Annotated in this window: 22 protein-coding genes; 18 read left to right on the top strand and 4 right to left on the bottom strand. The window is 65.6% G+C overall.

From position 1 onward, the window contains the following. The first annotated feature begins 70 nt into the window (after window positions 1-70). The 8 genes from rhaI to AC5RVY_RS03150 all read left to right on the top strand — a co-directional run bounded on the left by rhaI (window position 71) and on the right by AC5RVY_RS03150 (window position 8,423). Window positions 71-1,237 (top strand): L-rhamnose isomerase, encoded by a 1,167-nt coding sequence (gene rhaI, locus AC5RVY_RS03185; RefSeq protein WP_493953240.1) that lies wholly within the window; start codon window positions 71-73, stop codon window positions 1,235-1,237. 4 nt (window positions 1,238-1,241) lie between these two features. Then, window positions 1,242-3,344: a bifunctional aldolase/short-chain dehydrogenase gene (locus tag AC5RVY_RS03180; protein ID WP_493953239.1), complete on the top strand. Its 2,103-nt coding sequence runs from the start codon at window positions 1,242-1,244 to the stop codon at window positions 3,342-3,344. Further along, the gene (locus AC5RVY_RS03175; protein ID WP_493953238.1) at window positions 3,341-4,891 is read left to right on the top strand and encodes a rhamnulokinase; all 1,551 of its coding nucleotides are present in this window, start codon (window positions 3,341-3,343) and stop codon (window positions 4,889-4,891) included. The genes AC5RVY_RS03180 and AC5RVY_RS03175 overlap by 4 nt, the downstream gene beginning before the upstream one ends. Window positions 4,892-5,077: 186 nt before the next feature. After that, window positions 5,078-5,392 carry an MFS transporter gene (locus AC5RVY_RS03170; protein WP_493953237.1) on the top strand — a complete coding sequence of 105 codons (315 nt, stop codon included), beginning with the start codon at window positions 5,078-5,080 and terminating at the stop codon, window positions 5,390-5,392. Next, complete coding sequence (locus AC5RVY_RS03165) at window positions 5,299-6,405, top strand: glycoside-pentoside-hexuronide (GPH):cation symporter (RefSeq protein ID WP_493953689.1); 1,107 nt, start codon at window positions 5,299-5,301, stop codon at window positions 6,403-6,405. The genes AC5RVY_RS03170 and AC5RVY_RS03165 overlap by 94 nt, the downstream gene beginning before the upstream one ends. Window positions 6,406-6,620: 215 nt before the next feature. Further along, on the top strand, window positions 6,621-7,766 hold the full coding sequence (locus tag AC5RVY_RS03160) for a 3-deoxy-7-phosphoheptulonate synthase (RefSeq protein WP_493953236.1): 1,146 nt from the start codon (window positions 6,621-6,623) through the stop codon (window positions 7,764-7,766). Between the two features lie 155 nt (window positions 7,767-7,921). Continuing rightward, window positions 7,922-8,134 carry a helix-turn-helix domain-containing protein gene (locus AC5RVY_RS03155; protein WP_050053879.1) on the top strand — a complete coding sequence of 71 codons (213 nt, stop codon included), beginning with the start codon at window positions 7,922-7,924 and terminating at the stop codon, window positions 8,132-8,134. A 190-nt stretch (window positions 8,135-8,324) separates the two neighbouring features. After that, window positions 8,325-8,423 carry a 30S ribosomal protein bS22 gene (locus tag AC5RVY_RS03150; protein WP_003792170.1) on the top strand — a complete coding sequence of 33 codons (99 nt, stop codon included), beginning with the start codon at window positions 8,325-8,327 and terminating at the stop codon, window positions 8,421-8,423. 84 nt (window positions 8,424-8,507) lie between these two features. On the opposite strand, the gene AC5RVY_RS03145 is transcribed toward AC5RVY_RS03150, so the two are convergent. After that, a complete protein-coding gene (locus tag AC5RVY_RS03145) occupies window positions 8,508-9,326 on the bottom strand; it encodes an HAD family hydrolase (RefSeq protein ID WP_493953235.1) in 819 nt (272 codons plus the stop codon). 77 nt (window positions 9,327-9,403) lie between these two features. Between AC5RVY_RS03145 and AC5RVY_RS03140 the strand changes: the two genes are divergently transcribed. Next, window positions 9,404-9,658 (top strand): glutaredoxin family protein, encoded by a 255-nt coding sequence (locus AC5RVY_RS03140; protein WP_493953234.1) that lies wholly within the window; start codon window positions 9,404-9,406, stop codon window positions 9,656-9,658. A 119-nt stretch (window positions 9,659-9,777) separates the two neighbouring features. Further along, window positions 9,778-10,482 (top strand): redox-sensing transcriptional repressor Rex, encoded by a 705-nt coding sequence (locus tag AC5RVY_RS03135; RefSeq protein WP_493953233.1) that lies wholly within the window; start codon window positions 9,778-9,780, stop codon window positions 10,480-10,482. Window positions 10,483-10,533: 51 nt separating this feature from the next. On the opposite strand, the gene AC5RVY_RS03130 is transcribed toward AC5RVY_RS03135, so the two are convergent. The 3 genes from AC5RVY_RS03130 to AC5RVY_RS03120 all read right to left on the bottom strand — a co-directional run bounded on the left by AC5RVY_RS03130 (window position 10,534) and on the right by AC5RVY_RS03120 (window position 12,615). After that, window positions 10,534-11,307: a hypothetical protein gene (locus AC5RVY_RS03130; protein ID WP_493953232.1), complete on the bottom strand. Its 774-nt coding sequence runs from the start codon at window positions 11,305-11,307 to the stop codon at window positions 10,534-10,536. 183 nt (window positions 11,308-11,490) lie between these two features. Next, window positions 11,491-11,967, bottom strand: coding sequence for a hypothetical protein (locus AC5RVY_RS03125; RefSeq protein ID WP_493953231.1), 477 nt, complete (start codon window positions 11,965-11,967; stop codon window positions 11,491-11,493). A gap of 99 nt (window positions 11,968-12,066) precedes the next feature. Beyond that, window positions 12,067-12,615 carry a YceI family protein gene (locus tag AC5RVY_RS03120; protein WP_493953230.1) on the bottom strand — a complete coding sequence of 183 codons (549 nt, stop codon included), beginning with the start codon at window positions 12,613-12,615 and terminating at the stop codon, window positions 12,067-12,069. Window positions 12,616-12,813: 198 nt separating this feature from the next. On the opposite strand from AC5RVY_RS03120, the gene AC5RVY_RS03115 reads away from it, so the two are divergent. From AC5RVY_RS03115 to AC5RVY_RS03080, 8 genes are all read left to right on the top strand, one after another. Then, window positions 12,814-13,494, top strand: coding sequence for a histidine phosphatase family protein (locus tag AC5RVY_RS03115; protein ID WP_493953229.1), 681 nt, complete (start codon window positions 12,814-12,816; stop codon window positions 13,492-13,494). 13 nt (window positions 13,495-13,507) lie between these two features. Next, complete coding sequence (locus AC5RVY_RS03110) at window positions 13,508-14,122, top strand: TlpA family protein disulfide reductase (protein ID WP_493953688.1); 615 nt, start codon at window positions 13,508-13,510, stop codon at window positions 14,120-14,122. A gap of 2 nt (window positions 14,123-14,124) precedes the next feature. Further along, a complete protein-coding gene (locus AC5RVY_RS03105) occupies window positions 14,125-14,880 on the top strand; it encodes a cytochrome c biogenesis CcdA family protein (RefSeq protein ID WP_493953228.1) in 756 nt (251 codons plus the stop codon). Continuing rightward, complete coding sequence (resB, locus tag AC5RVY_RS03100) at window positions 14,880-16,643, top strand: cytochrome c biogenesis protein ResB (RefSeq protein ID WP_493953227.1); 1,764 nt, start codon at window positions 14,880-14,882, stop codon at window positions 16,641-16,643. The genes AC5RVY_RS03105 and resB overlap by 1 nt, the downstream gene beginning before the upstream one ends. Further along, entirely contained in the window at window positions 16,643-17,728 is a 1,086-nt protein-coding gene (gene ccsB / locus AC5RVY_RS03095) for a c-type cytochrome biogenesis protein CcsB (RefSeq protein ID WP_493953226.1), read from the top strand. Before resB ends, ccsB begins: the two co-directional genes overlap by 1 nt. Before the next feature lie 153 nt (window positions 17,729-17,881). Beyond that, window positions 17,882-20,026, top strand: a complete 2,145-nt coding sequence (locus AC5RVY_RS03090) for an Hsp70 family protein (RefSeq protein WP_493953687.1) — start codon at window positions 17,882-17,884, stop codon at window positions 20,024-20,026. Window position 20,027: 1 nt separating this feature from the next. Beyond that, the gene (locus AC5RVY_RS03085) at window positions 20,028-22,091 is read left to right on the top strand and encodes a helix-turn-helix domain-containing protein (RefSeq protein WP_493953225.1); all 2,064 of its coding nucleotides are present in this window, start codon (window positions 20,028-20,030) and stop codon (window positions 22,089-22,091) included. A gap of 170 nt (window positions 22,092-22,261) precedes the next feature. After that, a complete protein-coding gene (locus tag AC5RVY_RS03080; protein ID WP_493953224.1) occupies window positions 22,262-23,470 on the top strand; it encodes an IniB N-terminal domain-containing protein in 1,209 nt (402 codons plus the stop codon). The last annotated feature ends 66 nt before the right edge of the window (window positions 23,471-23,536 follow it).

Below are 23,536 nucleotides of genomic sequence, written 5' to 3'. Positions count from 1 at the left end.
CACCGGAGCCCACCCCCTGGTGGCACAACAATCCAGACCAGATAACAAGACACCGGAAAGAACCCCCACCATGAATGACGTAGCAACGGCGCTGGGTAGGCTCGAGGAGCTTGCCATCGAGGTCCCTTCGTGGGCTTATGGAAATTCCGGTACGCGGTTCAAGGTGTTCGGCACCCCCGGCACCCCGCGTACCGTCCAGGAGAAGCTGGCGGACGCAGCCAAGGTTCACGAACTGACCGGCCTTGCCCCCACCGTGGCGCTGCACATTCCCTGGGACAAGGTGGATGACTACGCCGCCCTGAAGGAGTATGCGGCCGGCCTGGGTGTTGGCCTGGGTACCATCAACTCCAACACCTTCCAGGACGACGAGTACAAGTACGGTTCGCTGACCTCCTCCAACGAGGCCGTCCGCCGCCGGGCCATCGAGCACCACCTGGACTGCATCCAGATCATGCGCGCCACGGGGTCGAAGGACCTGAAGATCTGGCTGGCCGACGGCACCAACTACCCGGGCCAGGATGACATCCGCGGCCGCCAGGACCGGCTGGCCGAATCCCTGCAGGAAATCTACGCGGCCCTGGGTGATCAGCAGCGCCTGGTGCTGGAGTACAAGTTCTTCGAGCCGGCTTTCTACCACACCGATGTTCCGGACTGGGGCACCTCCTACGCCCAGACCCTCGCGCTGGGCGAAAAGGCGTTTGTCTGCCTGGATACCGGCCACCACGCCCCGGGCACCAACATCGAGTTCATCGTGATGCAGCTGCTGCGCCTGGGCAAGCTGGGTTCGTTCGACTTCAACTCGCGCTTCTACGCCGACGACGACCTCATCGTGGGTGCTGCGGATCCCTTCCAGCTTTTCCGCATCATGTATGAGGTGATCCGTGGCGGCGGTTACGGCAAGGATTCCGGCGTGGCGCTCATGCTGGACCAGTGCCACAACCTGGAAGAGAAGATTCCGGGCCAGATCCGCTCGGTCCTGAACGTGCAGGAGATGACTGCACGGGCCCTGCTGGTGGACACCGCCGCCCTGGCCGAAGCCCAGCGCGCGGGTGATGTCCTGGCTGCGAATGGCATCTTCAACGATGCTTTCTACACCGACGTCCGGCCCGTGCTGGCCGAATGGCGTGAATCCCGCGGGCTGCCCGCGGACCCCCTGGCCGCGTTCAAGGCCAGCGGTTACCAGAAGAAGATCAACGAGGACCGCGTGGGCGGCCAGCAAGCCGGATGGGGCGCGTAGAAGCATGAACATGCAGAACACAGGCAATAAGACTGTTGAAGACCTGATTTCCCGTTCCAACCGCCTGGGTGCAGACAAGCGGAACACCAACTTTGCCGGCGGCAACACCTCCGCCAAGGGCACTGAGAGGGACCCGGTAACCGGCGAGGACGTCCAGCTGCTCTGGGTCAAGGGCTCGGGCGGAGACCTCGGCACGCTAAAGGCCGAAAACCTCGCTGTGCTGCGCCTGGACCGGCTGAATGCCCTGAAGAACGTTTACCCCGGTGTCGAGCGTGAAGACGAGATGGTGGCCGCCTTCGATTACTGCCTGCACGGCAAGGGCGGCGCAGCCCCCTCCATCGACACCGCCATGCACGGCCTGGTGGACGCCGCCCACGTGGACCACCTGCACCCCGACTCCGGCATCGCGATTGCCACCGCGGTGGATGGCGAGGCACTGACCACCAAGATTTTCGGCAACAAAGTGGTCTGGGTTCCCTGGCGCCGCCCCGGGTTCCAGCTGGGCCTGGACATCGCCGCGATCAAGGAAGCCAACCCGCAGGCCATCGGCACCGTCCTGGGCGGACACGGCATCACGGCCTGGGGTACCACCAGCGAAGAAGCAGAGCAGAACTCGCTGTGGATCATCGAGCAGGCCGAAAAGTTCATCCGCGACAACGGCAAGGCCGAACCCTTCGGGCCCAAGCTCCCCGGCTACGCAGCACTGCCCAAAGCCGAGCGCAAAGCCAAGGCCGCAGCCCTGGCACCCGTGATCCGCGGCTTGGCCTCCACGGACAAGCCGCAGCTGGGGCACTTCAGCGATGACGCCGTCGTCCTGGACTTCCTCGAAGCCGCCGAGCACCCGCGCCTGGGTGCGCTCGGAACCTCCTGCCCGGACCACTTCCTGCGCACCAAGGTCAAGCCGCTGATCCTCGATCTGCCCGCCGACGCGTCCGTCGAGGATTCGATCGCCCGCCTGCACGAACTGCACGCCGATTACCGCGAGGACTACCAGGCCTACTACGACCGCCATGTCCCCAGCCGCTCCCTAACCTCGCAAGCTCGGCCAGGGGACCCTGCGGCCGTGGGCCCTGCTATCCCGGCCATGCGCGGCGCGGACCCGGCCATTGTGCTGGTCCCCGGCGTGGGCATGTTCTCCTTCGGCGCGAACAAGCAGACCGCCCGGGTTGCCGGCGAGTTCTACATCAACGCGATCAACGTGATGCGCGGCGCCGAAGCGATCTCCACCTATGCCCCGATCGAGGAATCCGAGAAGTTCCGGATTGAGTACTGGGCACTGGAGGAAGCCAAGCTGGCCCGCATGCCCAAGCCGAAGTCGCACGCCACGCGCATCGCGCTGGTCACCGGCGCGGCGTCGGGCATCGGCAAGGCCATCGCCACGCGTCTCGCCGCGGAAGGCGCCTGCGTGGTCATCGCGGACCTGAACCTGGAGAACGCCGAAAAGGTGGCTGAAGAGCTCGGCGGCCCGGACGTTGCCATCGGCGTCCAGGCGGACGTCACGGAGGAGGCCCAGGTCGCCGCCGCCATCGACGCCGCCGTGCTGGCGTTCGGCGGCGTGGACCTGGTGGTCAACAACGCCGGCCTGTCCATCTCCAAGCCGCTGCTGGAAACCACCGAGAAGGACTGGGACCTGCAGCATAACGTCATGGCCAAGGGCTCGTTCCTGGTGGCCAAGGCAGCCGCGAAGGTGATGATCGCCCAGGGCCTGGGCGGAGACATCATCTACATCTCCTCCAAGAACTCCGTGTTCGCCGGCCCCAACAACATCGCCTACTCCGCCACTAAGGCGGACCAGGCCCACCAGGTGCGCCTGCTCGCGGCCGAACTGGGCGAGTACGGCATCCGCGTCAACGGCATCAACCCCGACGGCGTGGTCCGCGGCTCCGGCATCTTCGCCGGCGGCTGGGGCGCCAAGCGCGCCGCCGTGTACGGCGTGGACGAGGAGAAACTGGGCGAGTACTACGCCCAGCGCACCCTGCTCAAGCGCGAAGTCCTGCCCGAGCACGTGGCCAACGCAGCCGCTGTCCTCACCAGCAACGAACTGTCCCACACCACCGGCCTGCACATCCCCGTGGACGCCGGAGTGGCCGCAGCCTTCCTGCGATGAGCCGCGAACGCGCCACTGAAACAGCCCCGGCCCAGGCCGGGGCAGTTTCAGCAGGAACACCGGCCGACGTCTTCGGCGGCAGTGTTTTCGCCGCGGTCGATATTGGCGCCTCCTCCGGCCGGGTCATCCTGGGCCGGATCACCGGCGGGCAAACCGACGGCGGTACCGCCGGGGAACCCGGTGTGCAGCTCGAAGTTGTGCACCGTTTTCCCAATGGCGTGGTGGAGATCGACGGCGGCCTTCGCTGGGACTTCGACGCCCTGTTCGCCGAGGTGCTCAAGGGGCTCTCAGCGGCCGCTACCGTCGCCGCCGTGCAGGGTGAGCGGGTGGCCAGCATCGGCATCGACACTTGGGCGGTGGACTACGGCCTGGTCAACGCCGCCGGGAAGCTGACGGCTCAGCCGTTCAGCTACCGCAATGACCGCAGCCGCGCCGCCGTCGAACCCGTGCACCGGAAGCTGGACCCCGCACGCCTCTACGCCATCACCGGACTGCAGTTCCTGCAGTTCAACACCATCTACCAGCTCGCCACCGAGCCGGACCTGGACGAGCTGCAGGCCCTCCTGATTCCGGATCTGATCGCGTTCCTCCTGACGGGGCAGCGCCGGACCGAAGCCACCAACGCCTCCACCACCGGGCTGTTCGACGCCGTGGCGGGGAAGTGGGCCACGGAATTCTTTGCAGCCCTTGGCCTGCGGAAGGATCTGTTTCCGCCGCTGGTCCAGCCGGGCGAAACGGTGGGCACGCTCCTGCCGGAGATCGCCGCGCAGGTGGGCCTGGCCCAGGAAACCCGGGTAGTGGCAGTGGGCTCGCACGACACTGCTTCCGCCGTCGCCGCGGTTCCTGCCACAGCAGACGACGGCGAGGAGGACTTCGCCTACATCTCCTCCGGCACGTGGTCGCTCGTGGGCCTGGAACTGAACCATCCGGTGCTCACCGAGGCCAGCCGCGAGGCGAACTTCACCAATGAACGCGGCGTGGACGGCAGCATCCGCTACCTTCGCAACATGGGCGGGCTCTGGCTCCTCAGCGAATGCCAGCGGACCTGGGCACAGGAAGGGTTCCAGCTGGAACTCACTGCACTGCTGGCCGAGGCGGCCGCACTGCCGGCCGGCGGGCCGCAGATCAACCCGGACGATTCCTGCTTCATCGCCCCGGACAACATGCCCGACCGCATCCGCGCCGCAGTCCGCCGCACCGGAGAGGTGCTGCCGGACCACCCCGCGGCCATCACCCGCTGCATCATGGACAGCCTCGCCGCCGGCTACGCCCGCACCATCCGCGACGCCGAACGGCTCGCTGACCGGTCCGTGAATGTGGTGCACGTGGTGGGCGGCGGTTCCCAAAACCGCCTGCTCTGCCAGCTCACCGCCGATGCCACGGGCAGGAAAGTGGTGGCCGGGCCGGTGGAAGCCACGGCATTGGGGAACGTCCTGGTGCAGGCCCGAGCGGCCGGAACGGTGGAGGGCGGCCTCGGAGAACTGCGTGCCCTTGTGGCAGCCGGGAGCCCCTTGCAGGTCTTTGTGCCGGAGCTCTCGCGGCTGTAGCGCTGCGGTTGTTGAAGCGGTGCACCGACGCGGCCGCGGGCATCGAGGTTTACGGGTCCATCAACCACGAAGGCGGCCGGGAACACCACCTAATCAGGTAGGTGGTGTTTCTCGGAAAGAATTTGGGGTAAGTTCCTGTCTGCAGGCCCGGGAAAACGGTTTCTGGCCTGCAGGGACAAGGAAGCAATGAACAAACTCAGCAGGCTCAGTGTCTTCGGCTACGGCGCCGGCGATGCCGCCAACAGCATGATCATCAGTACCGGGAACATGTTCCTGCTGGTCTATTACACGGACGTGGCGGGAATCGGGGCGGCTGCCGCCGGCACTTTGTTGCTGTCGGCGCGGATCTTCAATGCCTTCACGGACATCGCCGCCGGCCGGATTGTGGACCGCGTGCACAGCAAGCGCTGGGGAAAATTCCGGCCGTTCCTGCTGTTCGGCTTCATTCCCCTGCTGCTGAGTGTGGCCGTGTTCCACGTCCCGGACGTCGCCCGTCCCTGAAACTGCTCTACGCCTACTGCACGTACGGCCTGGTCTGCCTCTCCTACAGCATGGTCAACGTCCCCTACGGGTGCCTGGTGGGAGCCATGACCCAGGACGCCAGGGACCGCGCCCGGCTCGCTGGGGCCAGAACGCTCGGGGGCCTGTCGGTGGGCGCCACCCTGGGCTTCTTCATCGCACCGCTCCTGGGGGCCGGCCAGGACATGCAGCAGATTTTCACCTGGCTGACCCTGGCATTCGCGGTCCTCGGTTCCGGACTGTATTTCTTCACCGGTGCAGTTTGCGTGGAGCGGAGTGCCGGCAGCGTCCCCAGAATCACCCTCAGCCAAAGCATCACCGCCCTGAAGGCCAATTCGCCGCTGGTGATTCTGTGCCTCAGCTCCATACTCTTCGTAACAGGCACGTCCGCCACCGGCGCCGCGCAGTTCTACTACCTGCGGGACGTCCTCTCCCGGGTGGACCTGTTCCCCGTGATGGCCGGCGCGCAAGTGGCCATCACCCTCACGGTGGCCGTCCTGATGCCACGCCCGGTGTCCCGATGGGGCAAGCGTGCGGTCTACAGTGCCGGCGGCGGGCTGGGGGTGCTGGGCGGGCTGTTCGTGTTCCTGGCACCCGCGGACGCACCGTTCCTCGGTCTGGCAGGACTCGTCCTGGGGCTGCTGGCGTCGGCGTCGGTCAGCATCCTCACCTGGGCGCTGATCGCTGACACCGTGGAATACGGCGAGTGGAAAACCGGTGTGCGGGTCCAGGGCATCAACTACGCACTCCTGGCAGCCACGAGGAAGCTGGGCATGGGATTCGGCGGCGGCCTGGTGGCCTTCTCCCTGGCCTGGGGCGGCTATGTTTCGGGCACGGCGGCACACTCCAGTGCCGCCACCCTTGCCATCCGGGCAGCGGCAGGCCTGCTGCCCGGAATGCTGGTGCTGGCCGCCGTCGGCATCATGCACTGGTACCACCTCACGGACCAGAAGCACGCAGAGCTGGTGGCGGGCCTCTCCCGTGACGAGGCGTAACACTTTTGCGGAGGCGGCTGCTTCCGGTTATGGTTCATGGCATGACAAACCGTTGGTATGCGTATTTTTCGTTGGCTCTGGAGGGGCCCGCGTCTAACTGACACGCATCCAACTTTCCTTCAGAGCCAACAGGGCAGAGATCATTCTCTGCCCTTCGCCGTTTCTCCGGCGGGTTCTGACTGGGCCCGCTTCCCTTCTGGAACAGGACCCGCACAATGAGCACCGCAACAGCCCCCGCACACACAGCCGCCGGCAACCCGCGCACGGAAGCGACGGCAAAGTCCACATCCAACCTGCGCGTCAGCGAATTCACTCCGTTGCCCACGCCACAGGAACTCATCGCGGAACTGCCGCTGGCAGCCCAGGTGGCAGGCGTCGTCGAACGCGGACGCGATGAAGTGCGCGCCATCATGGACGGCGTGGACGACCGCCTGCTGGTGATCGTGGGGCCCTGCTCCATCCACGATCCCAAGGCAGGGCTGGAATACGCCCGGCGGCTGGTCAGCCAGGCCGAAAAGCACAAGGAAGACCTGCTGATCGTGATGCGGACCTACTTCGAAAAGCCCCGCACTACTGTTGGCTGGAAGGGCCTGATCAACGATCCGCGGCTGGACGGCAGCCACGACATGGTCACCGGCCTGCGCACCGCCCGGCACTTCCTGCAGCAGGTCACCACGCTCGGACTGCCCACTGCCACCGAATTCCTCGAGCCGATCAGCCCGCAGTACATGGCGGACCTCATCTCCTGGGGCGCCATCGGGGCGCGCACCACCGAAAGCCAGATCCACCGGCAGCTCGCTTCCGGCCTGTCCATGCCCATCGGTTTCAAGAACGGGACCGACGGCGACCTCCAGGTGGCGATTGACGCCTGCGGTGCCGCCGCGGCAGCCCAGGCGTTCCTGGGCATCGACGGCGACGGACGGGCAGCCCTGGTGGCCACCGCCGGAAACCCGGACACCCACGTCATCCTCCGCGGCGGACGCAAGGGGCCGAACTACTCCGCGGCGGACGTCGAAGCTGCCTCCGCCAAGCTTGCCGGCAAGCAGCTGAACCCGCGCCTGATCGTGGACGCAAGCCACGCCAACAGCGGCAAGAGCCACCACCGGCAGGCTGAAGTGGCGCTGGAAATCGGTGCGCAGCTCGAGGACGGCGGCGCCTCAGCCCAGGCCATTGCCGGTGTCATGCTGGAGAGCTTCCTGGTGGGCGGGGCCCAGAACCTCGACGTTGCCGAGCATGCCGCGGGCCGCACTGAACTGGTCTACGGCCAGAGCGTGACCGATGCGTGCATGGATTGGGACGTCTCCGTTTCCGTACTGGGCCAATTGGCGGCTTCTGCACGCAAGCGCCGTGCGGCCAATTAGGGGAGTGAAATAGGGGAGCACACTACTTTCACATCTGCCACACGAACATCTAGAGTATCTAGGTAGGTGGTTGGTGGATGGCTCAGCATCGGAACACCGCATTGGCATGTACCTGGGGTCACTGTTGTCCATCCGTCAGCAAAGGAAATAGGGAAATGTCGGCAGAACAGAACTTCTCCAACGCGAAGTTCCTGACCGTGGCAGAAGTAGCCCAGGTCATGCGTGTCTCCAAAATGACCGTGTACCGGCTTGTCCACGCCGGCGAGATGCCGGCAGTGCGGTTCGGCCGCTCCTACCGGGTACCCGAGAACGCCGTGGAGCAGTACCTCAAGGGTGCTGTGGTGGACGGCCACACGGAAACCGCCTGACCGTTACCTAGCAAAAACCCGCATTTCCGCCGGTGGGAGCCAGGGCGGTCAGAAGCCGCCCCGGATAGGCGGTACCCTGTTAAGGAACGTTTTACGTCATTGTAAGAATCTGTCAGTTGTTCAGTTCGTAGCTCTGTCCACGAACCTTCTCCATCAGACAGGTACTGCATCTAGTTTGTAAGGAACTTTCGTGGGTTCAGTTATCAAGAAGCGTCGCAAGCGTATGGCCAAGAAGAAGCACCGCAAGCTGCTTCGCAAGACCCGTCACCAGCGCCGCAACAAGAAGTAGAGATACTTCAAACAGCGTGGAAATGCCCGTCGCCTTCCGAGGCGGCGGGCATTTCTGTTTTCCGGCCCAACTGAGTAGCGCTGCCTAGACGCGCGGCCCGCGGATCCGGGCGAAGCCTTTCCACAGACCGTAGACGGCGCCGCCGGCCGTGGCCGCCTTCAGGCCGAGCGTGGCTGCGCGGCGGCCGGCGCGGAAGTCGTAGACAGGCCAGTTGTGGTCGCGGGCGTGGCGGCGCAGGCGTGCATCTGGGTTGATGGCCACCGGGTGGCCCACGAGGGTGAGCAACGGGATGTCGTTGAAGGAGTCGCTGTAGGCCCAGCAGCGCTTCAGGTCCAGCTCCTCGGCGTCGGCGATCTCCTGGACAGCCACTGCCTTGGCGGAGCCATGCAGGATGTCTCCCACAAGCCGTCCGGTGTACATGCCGTCCGAGATTTCCCCCACCGTGCCCAGCGCACCGGTGAGGCCCAGCCGGGTGGAGATCACGGTGGCAACCTCGATAGGGGTGGCCGTCACCAGCCACACGCGCCGGCCCACCCGCAGGTGCTGCTCGGCCAGGGCCTTCGCGCCGGGCCAGATCCTGGACGCGATCATCTCGTCGTAGACTTCCTCGCCCAGGGCCTTCACATCATCCACGGTGATCCCCGCCGCCAGCGTGAGGGCAGAGTCGCGGACCGCGTGGACGTCGTCCATGTTTTCGCCGCGGGCCACGAACTTGAACTGCTTCCAGGCGAAACCCGCTGCCTGGGCAAGGGTGAAGGCCCCCCGCTGGTGCATCTTCCGGGCCACATGAAAGAGGCTGGCGCCGCGCATCAGCGTATTGTCCACATCGAAGAACGCCGCCTCGCCGGGCTGCGGCGCAGCAACCGGTTTGGTGACCACGGCGACGTATTTCTCCTCGGGCATGGAGTCGAGTCTAGTCAATCCCCTGCCTGGGCGCGGTCGGCGTCGCCGGGCCCCGTGAACGGTACTACGGTTAACCCATGGCTACCCCGCACGTCGTCCTGGTCACCAAAGCTGACTGCCACCTTTGCGAGGAAGCGCGCGACGCCGTGGCGCGGGTTACTGCCTCATTGGGCCTTGAGTGGACCGAAGAGCTGGTGGACAACCAGCCGGAACTGCGGGACCGCTACGCAGAGGAGATCCCCGTGGTGCTGGTGGACGGTGTGCAGCGCGATTTCTGGAAGATCGACGAGGCCCGGCTGGAACGCGTTCTTCAGCGGGCCATGGCCCGGTAGGGGAGCCATGCCGGTGATGGCGTGCCCTGTGTTGCCCGCTGCTTTGTTGCTCCCTGCTTTGTTGGCTTTGGCGGGAGGGCTCTAGAGTGGAGTCACAACGCGATGCGAGGGAGGGGCTGGTGGCTTCGCTGGATTCAACCCCCCAGGCTGTCCCGGACCTGCCGGACGCCACGGACACTCCGGCCAAACAGATACCGCCCGCTGCGGTGGCCAGGCTGACGCTCTACCTGCGCGCCCTGAACACCCTGCTGGCGGAGGGTGTGGAGCGCGTGTCCTCCGAATCCCTGGCTGAAGCCTCGGGCGTCAGTTCCGCCACCCTGCGCAAGGATTTGTCCCATGTGGGCTCCTACGGCACCCGGGGCGTGGGCTACGAAGTCCAGTACCTGAGCCGGCACATTGCTGCGGCCCTTGGCTTGACGCATGACTGGAAGGTCGCAATCGTCGGCGCCGGCAACCTGGGCAAGGCGCTGGCACGGTACGGCGGGTTCGAATCCCGCGGTTTCGACGTCGTGGCAATTTTCGACGCCGATCAGATGGTGGTGGGCAACGAGGTGGGTTGGCTGCGGGTGAGTGACGTGGCGGACATGGAAACTGTACTGCACCGGACCGGCGCCAACATGGTGGTCCTCGCGCTGCCGGCCGCTGTGGCGCAGGACGTCTGCGACCGGGTGGTGGCAGCCGGCGTGCACAGTATCCTCAGCTTCGCACCCGTGATGCTTCAGGTACCCGAGGGGGTCAATCTCCGCAAGGTGGACATGGCTACTGAACTGCAGATCCTGGCCTACCACGCACAACGGGCGCAGGCCCCGGGTCAGACTGCCTGATCGCTCCGGCAGTTCCGGGACCCACGCCCGCAGGGGTGGGAAGTGCTGTGGTTACCGCCCGTAAGGGTTGCCCAGGCCGCCGCCGTACGGGTTGGCAAAGGGCTGTTGCTTGCGGAAGTAGGGAGCCGACGCCGGCAGGTACAGCAGGACGATGGCGGCAATCCCCAGAAGGGTTCCCACGGTGCCGAGTGTAGGAACACCGAACAGGCCGAAGATGGACAGCGCGGCGAACACGGTGCCCAGGATGCGGGCCCAGTTCTTGCCCTTCCTGACGAAGAATGCCACCAGCAGGTACAGCGCTGCGCCGATGATCGCGAACACCACCAGGGTGCCGGCGATGACGCCCTTGATGTCTTCGTAAGTGATTCCACTGGCACCACCGGCCGCCATCTGGTCCTCAAAAGCCTGGCGGAAGGCGGGGTTGTCAAGCTGGGTGAGTCCGGTGAGCAACGAGATGACGAAAATCGCGGCGGAAGCGATCAGCAGCCAGAACGAAATGTTGACCAGCTGAGGGACGCCGTTGCTGCCGGTGGGCTGGGGCTGCTCTGACGGGTACTGCGCGTAAGGGGACTGGCCGTAGGGCTGCTGACCGTACGGCTGCTGTCCATAACCGGGGGCCTGCGGCGGGTTCTGGCCATACTGGGGAGCGTTCTGCCCGTACTGCGGTACGCCGGACTGGCCGTACTGGGGCGGGTTCTGACCGTACTGTGGCGCGTTCTGCCCTGATTGCTGACCGTACTGGGGAGCGTTTTCACCGTAGCGCGGCTGCTGGTTGCCCTGCTCGGGGCCGTTGGGCACGGGGGGCGGGACTGGAGGATTACTCATGAGCTGTCCTTCTGCATGTCGGGATTCAGGTGGGCTGCCGGGTTTCGGTCCTGCGCCCTACCCCCAGCATGGCTTAAGTCCACCGTACCCCCGGACCGGACGCTTGGGGGTCATTCGAAGGAGGTATTCCGCCCGCCGTTCCGCGGATGTCCCTGCCGAATCAGCTGCGGCCGGCCGTGCTGCTCAGTTGGCACCTGCCCCGGTGCCCCTGCCCGTGCGGGCAGCGTCGAACCATGCCTGTGAACGGGGCAGCCACAACAGGATTGTTGCTGCAAGGCTGATCAGGAAGCCTGCCCAGTTGCCGCCTTGTCCCACACGCATGGCCAGGTTGGCCACGGCAAGGACCAGGGTGACGGCGGTCAGGACCGTGAGGGCGAGCCGCGCCCACTGCTTTCCTTCTTTCATCCGCAGTGCAAAGACTATTTGCGCGGTGCCTACGGCGGCGGCCAGCAGCATCAGCAACAGGACCCCGACGGCGGCGGCCGGTGCTGCGGCAAAGAGCGTCAGCGAGGCCATCATTCCCAGCAGCCCGCCGAGCAGGCCGAGGAGCCCGCCAATGAACCAGATCCAGAACGAGACCTTGAGCGCGGTGGGAAGGCCGGCCACCGAAAGCATTGCGGCGAAACCGGCGCGCGGCCTGGCATTCTCGAAGTTGCTCATGGCCATCACTGTAGTCCCGGCCCAGGGCGGCACGGGTTAAGGCGAAAACCCCGGCACCGGCTGGAGAAGCCGGTGCCGGGGTTCCGGCGTGATTCGTGATTAGGCCGCGGGGGCGATGAAGGCCAGTTCGAGGTTGATGGCAACCTTGTCGCTCACCAGGACGCCGCCGGTCTCGAGGACAGCGTTCCAGGTGAGGCCGAAGTCCTTGCGGCTGATGGTGGTCTCGGCGGAAACGCCGGCGCGGGTGTTGCCGAACGGGTCCACGGCCACGCCATTGAACTCGGTTTCGAGGGTGACGGGGCGGGTGACGCCCTTGATGGTCAGGTCACCGGTCAGTTCGTAGCTGTTGCCCTTGGCCACGAGCCCGTTGGAGACGAAGGAGATCTCGGGGAACTTCTCCACGTCGAAGAAGTCTTCGCCCTTGACGTGGCCGTCGCGGTTGGCGTCACCGGAGTCAAAGCTGGCGGTGTTGATGGTGGCATTGATCTTGGCGCCGGTGACGTCCTGGGGGAGGTCCAGGGTGGCGGCGGCTTCGGTGAACTGGCCGCGGACCTTGCTGATGCCTGCGTGGCGGACGGTGAAGCCGATTTCGCTGTGGGAGTTGTCGAGGGTCCAGGTGCCGGTGGTGACGTCTGCGGGAAGTGCCATGATGTTGCTCCTTAGAGGATGGTGCCTGATGAGTGGCGTTGAAGCTTCATCTGTTGAAGTATCAACTAACTGCTGCACCTAGTATAAACATGCATTTGCATCTTTTGTTCCCGCCTTCGGAACATTTCTTCAAAAACTTCAGTTCTACTGGATGTAGAAGATTTCGGATCGCACGCCATCTTTGAGAAACTGGTAAACATGCCCCAAGCCACTGTCCATCTGCTCCGCCACGGCGAGGTCCACAACCCCGACGGCGTTCTGTATGGAAGGCTGCCCGAATTCCACCTCTCCGCACTGGGACAGGAGATGGCCCGCATGCTGGCGGACCACTTCCGGCAGCGTGCGGAAAGGGGCGCCCGCATTACGTACTTGGCCGCCTCGCCACTGGACCGTGCGCAGGAAACTGCCCGGCCGACGTCGGAAGCCCTGCATCTGCAGATCCACACGGACGAGCGGATCATCGAAGCCGAAAACTACTTCGAGGGCATAAAGGTCACCAAGGCCGAACTCCGCCGGCCCAAGCACTGGCCCAGGCTGGTCAATCCCCTGCGGCCCTCGTGGGGCGAGCCATACAAGCAGCAGGCAGCGCGGGTGATGGCAGCAGTGCAGGACGCGCGCCTCCGTGCCATCGAACTGGCCGCAGGCGATTTCGGAACGGACGGGCCCGAGGCGATCATGGTCAGCCACCAGCTGCCCATCTGGGCCACCCGGCTCAGCGCAGAAGGCAAGCCCCTCTGGCACGATCCGCGCAAGCGTGAGTGCACCCTGACCTCCATCACGTCGCTGGTGTTCGACGACGACGGCGCGCTGCTGCGCGTGACGTACAGCGAGCCCGCGGCATCCCTTCTTCCCGGTGCAGCCAGCACCCCTGGAGCCTAGCGTGACTGACAGCATGAATAAGGCCGCTCCTTCGGCCTCCCGCCGCAGCGTCCTGGCTGCCGGCGGCCTCGCCCTGACCGCCCTCACCCTGGGCCTCTCGGCCTGCGCCCAACAAGACGCCCTTGCCGAGCAGGCCAGGGCGGGGGACAACAAGAACTATGTTGCCGGCGACGGCTCCGTCACGGAGTTCGCCGCCGCGGACCGGAAATCTGCCGTGCAGATTAGCGGGACACTGTTCAACGGCACTGGCGTGACGCCGTCGGACTTCCAGGGCAAGGTGACCGTCCTGAACTTCTGGTTCGCCGCTTGCGCCCCGTGCCGGGTGGAAGCGCCCATCCTCGAAGAGCTCCACCAGGAGTTCAAGCCCCAGGGCGTGCAGTTCTTCGGCGTCAACCTTCGGGATGAGAAAGCCACCGCGGAAGCCTTCGAGAAGTCCTTCAACCTGACCTACCCCAGCTTTGACGACAAGGACGGCGACGTCCTCCTGGCCGTCTCCGGACTGGTTCCCCCCGGCGCAGTCCCCACCACCCTGGTGCTGGACAAGCAGGGGCGGGTGGCCTCCCGCGTCCTGGGCGAAATCCAAAAGGGCACCCTGAAGGCCCTTATCGCCGCCGCCGTGGCCGAGTAGCCGTGAACAGCCCCTTCGCCGAAGCCATCCTCAACGGCTCGCTCCTCCTTGCCATTCCGGTGGCGCTGCTTGCCGGACTGGTCTCCTTCCTTTCCCCCTGCGTGCTGCCGCTGGTGCCCGGCTACCTGGGCTACGTCACGGGTTTGTCCGGCGTGGACCTGCAAAAGCAGAAGCGCGGGCGGATGCTGGTGGGCATCGGCCTGTTCGTGCTGGGATTCTCCGTGATTTTCGTCCTCCTGGGCGGTGCATTCGGCCAGCTGGGCACCCTGCTCACCGGATCGCAGAACGCCTGGATCACCCAACTCCTGGGCATCCTGGTGATCGTGATGGGCATTGTGTTCATGGGCGGCTTCAGCTGGCTGCAACGGGACGCAAAAATTCATGCCAAACCGCCGGCCGGACTCTGGGGTGCACCGCTGCTGGGACTGACGTTCGGGCTGGGCTGGGCACCCTGCATCGGCCCCACCTACTCTGCGGTCCAGCTCCTGAGCCTGTCCGGCGGATCGTCCGCTGCGAAGGGCGCCTTCCTGGCCTTCATCTACAGCCTGGGGCTGGGGATCCCGTTCCTGCTGATCGCTTTGGCGGTCCGCCGGGGGATGGGCGTCATGGCCTTCTTCCGCAAGCACCGCCTGGCCATCCAGCGCATCGGCGGCGGCATCCTGGTGGTCCTTGGCCTGCTGATGGCCAGCGGCGTCTGGGGGGCTTGGGTCACCGGGCTGCAGTACTGGTTCCAAACCGATGTGAAATTGCCGATCTGATGAGCGAGCGCGTGAAGACAGAGAAGAAGTCCTCCACTCCGGTGGCCGGCGACAAGGTATCAGCGGCCAAGGCTGACGCCGCGCTGCCGGTGTTGGGGCCGGTGGGTATGCTCCGGTGGGCCTGGACCCAGCTGACCAGCATGCGCACGGCGCTGTTCCTGCTGCTGCTCCTCGCCGTCGCGGCGGTCCCGGGGTCCCTGTTCCCGCAGCGTCCGGCCAATCCCTCCGTGGTCACCCAGTACATTAAGGACAACCCGGACTACGGCGGGCTGCTGGACAAACTGCAGCTGTACGACGTCTACTCCTCGGCCTGGTTCTCCGCCATCTACCTGCTGCTGTTCATTTCCCTGATCGGCTGCGTGGTGCCCCGCGCCATTGCGCACTACAAGGCCATGCGCTCGCAGCCGCCGCGCACCCCCCAACGCCTGTCCCGCCTTCCCGAGTACGGCACCCTCGTCATTCCGGCCGACGCCGGGATCCCGGCGTCGGAAGCCATCACCAGTGCCGCCGGGGTGCTTAAGAAGCGCGGCTACCGCGTGGAAGTCCGGGACGCCGACGGCGACCGCCCGTCCCTGGGCGCCGAGCGCGGTCTCGCGAAAGAGGTGGGGAACCTCGTGTTCCATACCTCACTGATCGGGGTGCTGGTATCCGTGGCGATCGGCGGCCTGTTCGGTTACAGCGGCCAGCGCATCCTGGTGGAGGGCGATACCTTCGTGAACACCCTGGTGGGCTACGACCAGTTCACCCCGGGCACCAACTTCCAGTCCAGCCAGCTCCAGCCCTACTCCCTGCAGCTGGACAAGTTCGATATCACGTTTGACCGTGAGTCACGGGGCAAGATCGGCCAGCCCATCGACTTCTCCGCGTCCGTGACCACCAAGGAAAATCCGGACGCCCCGGCGCAGAAAGAAATCCTGAAGGTCAACGATCCCATCACCCTCGGCGGCACCAGCATCTACCTCACCGGCAACGGCTACGCCCCCGTGGTGACCGTCAGGGACGGCCAGGGAAACGTTGCCATGCAGGGACCCGTAGTGGGCAAGCTGCAAGGGGACAACTACTACTCCTCCGTGGTGATCAAGGTCCCGGACGCCAAGCCTGACCAGTTAGGGTTCCAGGGCTTTTTCCTGCCCACGGCGTTCGTTTCGAATGAGGGCGTTTCCTACAGCGGAGACCCCGGACTGTTCAACCCCCAGCTGACACTTAACTCCTTTTACGGTGACCTTGGCCTGGACGACGGCGCCCCGCAGAACGTCTTCGAAATCGACGTCAGGAACCTCACCCCGCTGAACGCCCGGAACCTCGAGGCCGGCGGTATCAAACTGGCCCCCGGGACCAGCTACACGCTTCCCGACGGCAAGGGCACCATCAGCTTTGACGGCGTGAAGCGCTACATCGGCGTGGACATCCACCACAACCCCGGCCAGGTCTATGCCTTGATCTTCGCGCTCCTGGCGGTGGCAGGGCTGATCCTGTCCCTGTACATCAACCGCCGCCGCGCCTGGGTCCGCACCGGCACTCACCAGGATGGCCGCACCATGGTGGAATACGGGCTCCTGGCCCGCGGCGAAGACCACCGGCTCGCCGCCGAAGCGGAAGCCGTGCGGAAGCTGCTGTCCGCCGAATGGCAGCTCGCCGCGGATGCAGACACCGGTGAATCACAGCAAACTCCCAGCAGCGGCGCCGATAATGGCGCAGGCGCTGCCGCACCTTCAGCGCAACCCACCCCAGCCGGCCCCTCCGGGCCCGAAAAGGACCAGTAATGCCGTTTGGAATCAACGAAACCATGGGCCAGTACAGCGAGCTGTTTATGCTCCTGGCGGCCGGCACGTACACGGTGGCCTTCATCGCGTTCGCATGGGACCTGGCAAAGAGCAGCAAGGCCCTGCGCGCCATCGACCTCAAGGCCGCGCAGGCTGAAGAGTCCGCAAGGGTGCCGGTGGCAGCGGGGGCGGGGACCCGCAGCGGGTCCCACCTTGCCGGGCCTGCGGGCCGGGCTGAACGGCCGTCGTCGTCCACTGCGCGGGCAGCCGGCGCAGGAGGCGGGGGTGTGGTCACCGCAGACGGCGATATGCGGTACGCGGCCGAACGCCGCGCCCCCGCGCGGGTGGCCGTGGCCCTGACCGTCCTGGGCGCAGTGATCCACGGTGCGGGCGTAGTGACCCGTGCCCTTGGAGCCGGACGGGTGCCCTGGGGCAACATGTACGAATTCCTTACCACCGGCGCCTTCGTGGCAGTCGCCGTTTTCCTCCTGGTGCTGATCCGCCGCGACCTGCGGTTCCTTGGCACCTTCGTGGTGGGCCTGGCCATCATCATGCTGGTGGCTGCCTCCGTAGCGTACTGGACACCGGTGGGCCACCTGGTCCCGGCCCTGCAGAGCTACTGGCTGATCATCCACGTGTCCATCGCCGTGCTCTCCTCAGCGCTGTTCACCCTGACGTTTGCCATGTCCGCGCTGCAACTGGTCCAGTCGCACCGGCAAAAGGCCGTTGCCGCCGGCGGCGCGGACAAGCTGGGCTTCATGCGCCTGGTGCCGTCGGCACTGAGCCTGGAAAACCTGTCCTACCGTATCAACGCCATCGCCTTCATCGGCTGGACCTTCACCCTGATGTTCGGTGCCATCTGGGCGGAGAAGGCGTGGGGACGGTTTTGGGGCTGGGATACCAAGGAAGTATGGACTTTCGTCATCTGGGTGGTGTACGCAGGCTACCTTCACGCCCGCGCAACCCGCGGATGGACCGGAACACGGGCTGCCTGGCTGTCAATCGTGGGCTACCTGTGCGTGATCTTCAACTTCACCATCGTGAACCAATTCTTCAACGGGCTGCACTCGTACTCAGGGCTCTGAACAGGCGTTTCTTCCGTACTCGGCGGTAGGTGCAGGCGAATAACAAATCGGTGTAGCAATAGGGCTGTTCGCCGTCCGGGCCTGATGCTAACTTGGTGACGTTCGCCCGTGATGAAGCTTGCAGGCGAAACGCAAGTTTTTGCCGAGGTTCCCATGAGCTATGTCCTCGCCATCGATGTCGGGACCAGCTTCACCGCTGCCGCCGTTGCCCGTTTTAGCGAGGGAACTTCCCCTGCTCCGGAGTGCCTGCCGCTGGGTCTTCGCGGTACATCAGTACCCTCCGTGGTGTATTACCCCGAGGATGGTCCCCTCCTTGTGGGTGAGGCGGCGGAACGCCGCGGCCTCGATTTCCCCGGCCGTGTGGTGCGCGAATTCAAGCGCCGCGTGGGCGATGCTGTCCCGATTTCAATAGGCGGGCTGTCCCTGGCCCCCGAAGACGTTTTCGCCACCATGGCCTGCTGGGTGGTGGACCGCGCCACGGAGCGTGAGGGGGCGCCGCCGTCGGAGGTCATCCTGACCCATCCTGCTGCCTGGGGCAGCCACCGGACCTCGATGATCCTGGCCGCGCTGGCCGCCAAGGGCCTGGCCAACGTCACGCTCGTCGCCGAGCCGGAAGCCGCGGCGCTGTACTACGCCTCCCAGGTCCGCGTGGAGGTGGGCAGCACCCTCGCCGTCTATGATCTTGGCGGCGGGACCTTCGACACCGCTGTCCTGCGGAAGGCCGGCAGCGACCGGTTCCAGCTGGTGGGACGCCCGGAGGGTATCGAGAACCTGGGCGGTGCCGACTTTGACGCGGAAGTGTTCCGCTACGTCGCCCAGCACACCGGCGACGCCCTGTCCACGCTCAACCCTGCCGATGAAGGCGTACGCGGGGCATTGGGCAGGCTGCGGCGGGAATGCGTGGAAGCCAAGGAAGCGCTCTCATCGGACAGCGAAGCCAACATTTCGGTGCTCCTTCCCGGATTCCAGCAGCAGATCCGCCTGGTGCGTTCGGAGTTCGAAGCGCTGATCGAGGATTCCGTCCGCGATACCGTGGAAGCGCTGGAAAAGTCGCTGGCCCAGCTGGATCTGGAGCCGGCGGACCTCTCCGCCGTGCTGCTGATTGGCGGATCATCGCGGATTCCGCTCGTGGCACAGCTGATTTCCGAACAGCTGGACCGGCCCATCGCCGTGGACGCCGACCCCAAGTCATCCATCTGCCTTGGCGCGGCAGTGTCGGCCGTGCTTGCACACGCGCAGGCCCAGCCGCGGGCAGCCGCAGGGGAGGAGCCTGCGGAAGCCGCCGGCGCCGCCGTCGGATTGGTTCCAGACAGGGATGTGCACCATGCCCGCCACGCCAGCTGGTCGCGCAAGAGCCCGACGGCGGGCGGTGCGGTTTCAGGAGCCGCCTTGGCTCATGCCCACGGCGGCGCCCATACGCACGGCGGCGCCCATACGCACGGTGGCGCCCACGCGCACGGTGGCGCCCACGCGCCGAAGCCCACTGTCCGGCTGACGGCGATCGCCACCGCTGCAGCCTTGGTGAGTGTCCTCACCGCCACTGCCGCCCAGAGTCCGGCGGGCTTCACTGAGCTGACAGCCATATTTATACCCCAGGCCGGTGCTGCCCCTGGCGGCGCTGCGGATCCCGGTACCTCCGGCGGTTCCGGGGGTGGAAGCGGAACGGGTGCCGCGGCAGCGCAGATGGCCAGTACACCGGTGGCGGGCATCGAAGCGGGCGTGAACAAACCGGACGCAGCCGCGGCCGGGGCAGGCCTCGAGGTGGAGGCCTCGCCCACCAGCCGCCCCTCGTCGAATGCCGCAGCTGATGGTGGTTCAACCAGTGCTGGAACCGCGGTCGGGCCGCTCGTTGCAGCCGGGGGAAGCGCGGACTCCACCGGTGGCGGCAGCGCGGCGGGAACCCCCAACCCGGCCGGAACACCAACCGCAATTGATCCTGTGACAGGCCAGCCGCTGCCCACTGATCCGGTGACGGGCGAGCCGTTGCCGGCAACGGACCCCACCACGCCGGTTGGTCCCACCACGCCGGATCCTGATCCCACCACGCCGGATCCTGATCCCACCACGCCGGATTCTCCACCGCCGCCGGAAGCTTCGCCTTCGCCTTCCCCTGTGGTGGAGGCTGAGCCGACGGAAGCGCCACCGCCGGAAGCGACGGAAGTTCCTCCGCCACCGCCGGAAACGACGGAAGCTCCACTACCACCGGAAGCGACGGAAGTTCCTCCGCCACCGCCTCCGGCCACCGAGCCAGCTGTGACCGAGCAGGCTACAGCCACCACGATTGAGCCGGCGGCGTAGGATGGCTGGCCGTGACATCTACCCGGAAGGGGATGGTTTCCTGCCGCAGGAGCTGAACCACGCGTCGTCGCCCGATGCTGCGGAGCACATGGCCCGGCAGCTCAAGGGTGAGACCGCGGCTGTCCGTGAACTCCTCCTCGCCCTGTCCGTTGGTTTTTCACTGCCCGGCCCGTTGCCCGCGGACCTGCAACGGAAGATCGACGAAGGCCATGTGGACAGCCTGGAGACGCTCGTGGAGCGGGCCGAGTCCGCCGGGCTGCTGGCTCCGGACGGAACAGTGGTGGGACCTGCGCAGCATGCCTTGCTGGCGGTGACCCCTACGAGCAGGGTGCATATGCTCCAGCGCGAGCTCGTGTCCGATTATGCGGAGGATGGCCAACTACTGGGGGACCTTGCCCGTGAACTTGCCCGCGGCGGCCTTGCTGATCCCCGTGTTGCCTCCGAGCTTGAACACGCAGGTGACAAGGCGCTGGATCATGACCCGGGACTGGCCTCCCAGCTTTACGACGAAGCCCTGCGGGCGGGGGCCGACGAAACGGCAACCGCCGCCCGACGCGCCCAGGCTGCCGCCGCCGACGGCGACCTGGACAGGGCCGCCCGTATTATCGATACCCTCCTGGTACAGGCTGATCCGCCCGACGTCCGCCGCGGCGTGGACGTAGCCGCGGCAGTGTGGGCCCAGCGGGGCATGCTGGCCAGGGGTGCGGACGTTTACAGTTGGCTGGGTGCTTCGCGGGTGGGGCCGTCGGCGCCGCTTGCTGCCGTGGCCATGATCGGTTGCGGCAATGCCGCGGGCGCCACGACGCTGTTCCGGGCGGACGCGCCGCCGGCCTCTCCGACCTTGCAAGCGGCTGCCCTTGCGGAGATGGGTAAGGGAGTCCTGGAATCGCTGGCCGTAGAGCCGAAGCAGGCGCTCCCAGTGCTGATTCATGCCTCGGACATGCTCAACTCAACCGGTACTGCCCTTCCCCTCCCGGACACCCCCGCGGCCCTGGCCGCGCTTCTCGCCCTGCATACGGGCGAGCCGCACCTCGCCGAAACCATCTGCCGCTCCGCCGCGGCGGCAGGCCAAGGCGGAAACGCCGCCAAGCCAAGGCTCTTCCTGCTTCAAGCGTGGTCAGCGATGCAACAGGACAAGCCTGAGGACGCCCGGCTTGCCATCAACGAGGCCTCCAAAGTGAATCACTGGCCATTGGTTCCCCGGGACGAGTTCCTCTGCGCGGCCCTGGAGGTGGGCCTCGCCCGGCGCAACGGCGAGATCCCCGAACTTGTAATGGCCTGGGAGCGGGCACGTGAAGCCATGCTGCACACGGCTGTGGACCTTTACAGCTTGCTGCCGTGGGGTGAACTGATCATCGCCGCCGCCCGTTTGAGGGAGACCCGCCGGGTAACGCACTACCTGGACGAGGCGATCCAACTGCTGGCGCGCCTCGGTGATCCCCCCCTCTGGGCGGTGCCCTTCCATTGGACAGCGGTCCAGGCAGCCCTGCTCGGCGAAAGCCCGGCAAGCCTGGCCCCCCATGCCGCTGCCTTGGCCAGGGCTGCCAGCCACAGCCGCCTTGCTGCGGTCTTTGCCGCCGCCGGGAAGGCCTGGGTTTCTGTCTTGGCACGCAAGTTCCGCCCAAGTGACGTCGAGTCCGCAGCGCGGGGCCTGGGCAGTGTGGGGATGCCATGGGAAGGCGCCAGGCTGGCCGGGCACGGTGCCGCACGCGCCGAGGACCGCAAGGACATGGTGCGCCTGCTCTCCTGTGCAAGGGACCTTCACCCGCAGCCGAGCGTGGGAGGAAACGGACCACCGAGGACGCCGGAGTCCCGCGAGGCTCCCGAGGGCGCCAACGGAATGCATCCTGATGGCTCCGGCCTCAGTGAGCGTGAGAAGGAAGTTGCCAGGCTGGTGCTTGAGGGCAAGACGTACCGGGAGATCGGGGAGGCGATCTACATCTCGCCGCGGACTGCAGAACACCACATTGCCCGCATGCGCCGCCGGCTCGGTGCCGAAAACCGATCGGACCTGCTGGCAAGGCTCCGGCTGGCCCTGGCTGTCGAGAACCTCCAGGAGGAATGAAACCCCGGCATCCCTAAAACACCTAACCGGAGGGCGTCCAGTTCCCGAGAGGGGGGACCTCGGATAGGGGGAAATGGCCCGATGCCCGGTTCCGACGGGGAACCTACGTTTGGATGGAAGCCCGGCAAGGCCCGCGGGTCATCCGCTATTCGAGAAGATGAGGACAACCAATGACACTCGCAAACGATCTTGTCCAGTTCCTGATGCAGATCTTCGGCAACCGCCAGGCCGCACAGGACTTCCTGGACGATCCGGAACGCGTCCTTGAGGCCCACGGCCTGGGTGGTGTCTGCTCCGCTGACGTTGACGCGGTCATGCCTGTTGTCCTCGACTATGCACCCGTGACGATCAACGCTTCCCGGTTCGACCGCGAGTACAACACCGGAGGCAACACCTCGTGGACAGGACACAATGGTGGCGGCAGCACGGGTGGCGGACACCACGGCAGCAGCTCCAATGGCGGAGGCCATCATGGCGGTGGAGGCGGCGGCGGACATGATGAGCACGAGGACCATGCGCATGCAGTCCAGCAGCTGCACCACGTGGTGAACAACTACTCTTATACGTCCACAGTGGATGACCGGGACACCATCACGGACCAGTCGGTGAACCAGAACATCTGGGCTGACGGTGACGTAGAGCAGTGGTTCGATAATGATGCGGTTGTAGCCTCCGGTGACCGGGCCATTGCTGCCGGCGACGACGCTGACGTTGAAGGGTCCAACAACATCAAGGACTCCTACACCACGGACAACTCCACGGATAGCTCGACGGACAACTCCATCAGGGCCGGCCGGGATGCCAGCGTGGGCAACACCGATACGGACATCGACGATTCCTTCAACACCGACCTGGATGTGGACATCGATGAGTCCTTCAACGACGAATCGGACAACTCGATCGATATCCGCGACTCCGGCAACGACAACTCCCTGCATGATGTCGGGAACACTGAGGTTGACTTTGACAATGTGGGCAACACCACCGACAACTCTGACAACCGCGTCGACATCGAGGACGTCGGTAACACCACGGACAACTCTGACAACCGTGTCGACATCGAGGACGTTGGTAACACCACGGACAACTCTGACAACCGTGTCGACATCGAGGACGTCGGTAACACCACGGACAACTCTGACAATCGAATCGACGTTGAGGACGTGGGGAACACCGAGAACAACCTGGAGAACGTCGGCAACACAACCGACAATTCTGTCCACGAATCCCTTGAGGTGGGCGACGTGGACTACACCGAAGTGGCAATGGGCGACGTGGACGCCGACTTCACCACCATTGACGAGTCGACGATCATCGCGAACAACGATCTGGACGTGACCACTGCGATCGCAGGTGATGACGCGGTGGCGGAAAGCTAGAAGTCCAGAGGTCCCAGAGGTGCCCGGCAGGAGACGCGAAGCTCCTGCCGGGCATTTCGGGGCTCA

It is taken from the genome of Arthrobacter sp. Ha26 (assembly GCF_059091705.1).
The sequence above is the reverse complement of the archived record's forward strand: the minus strand, read 5'-3'. Positions and strand labels throughout refer to the sequence as shown.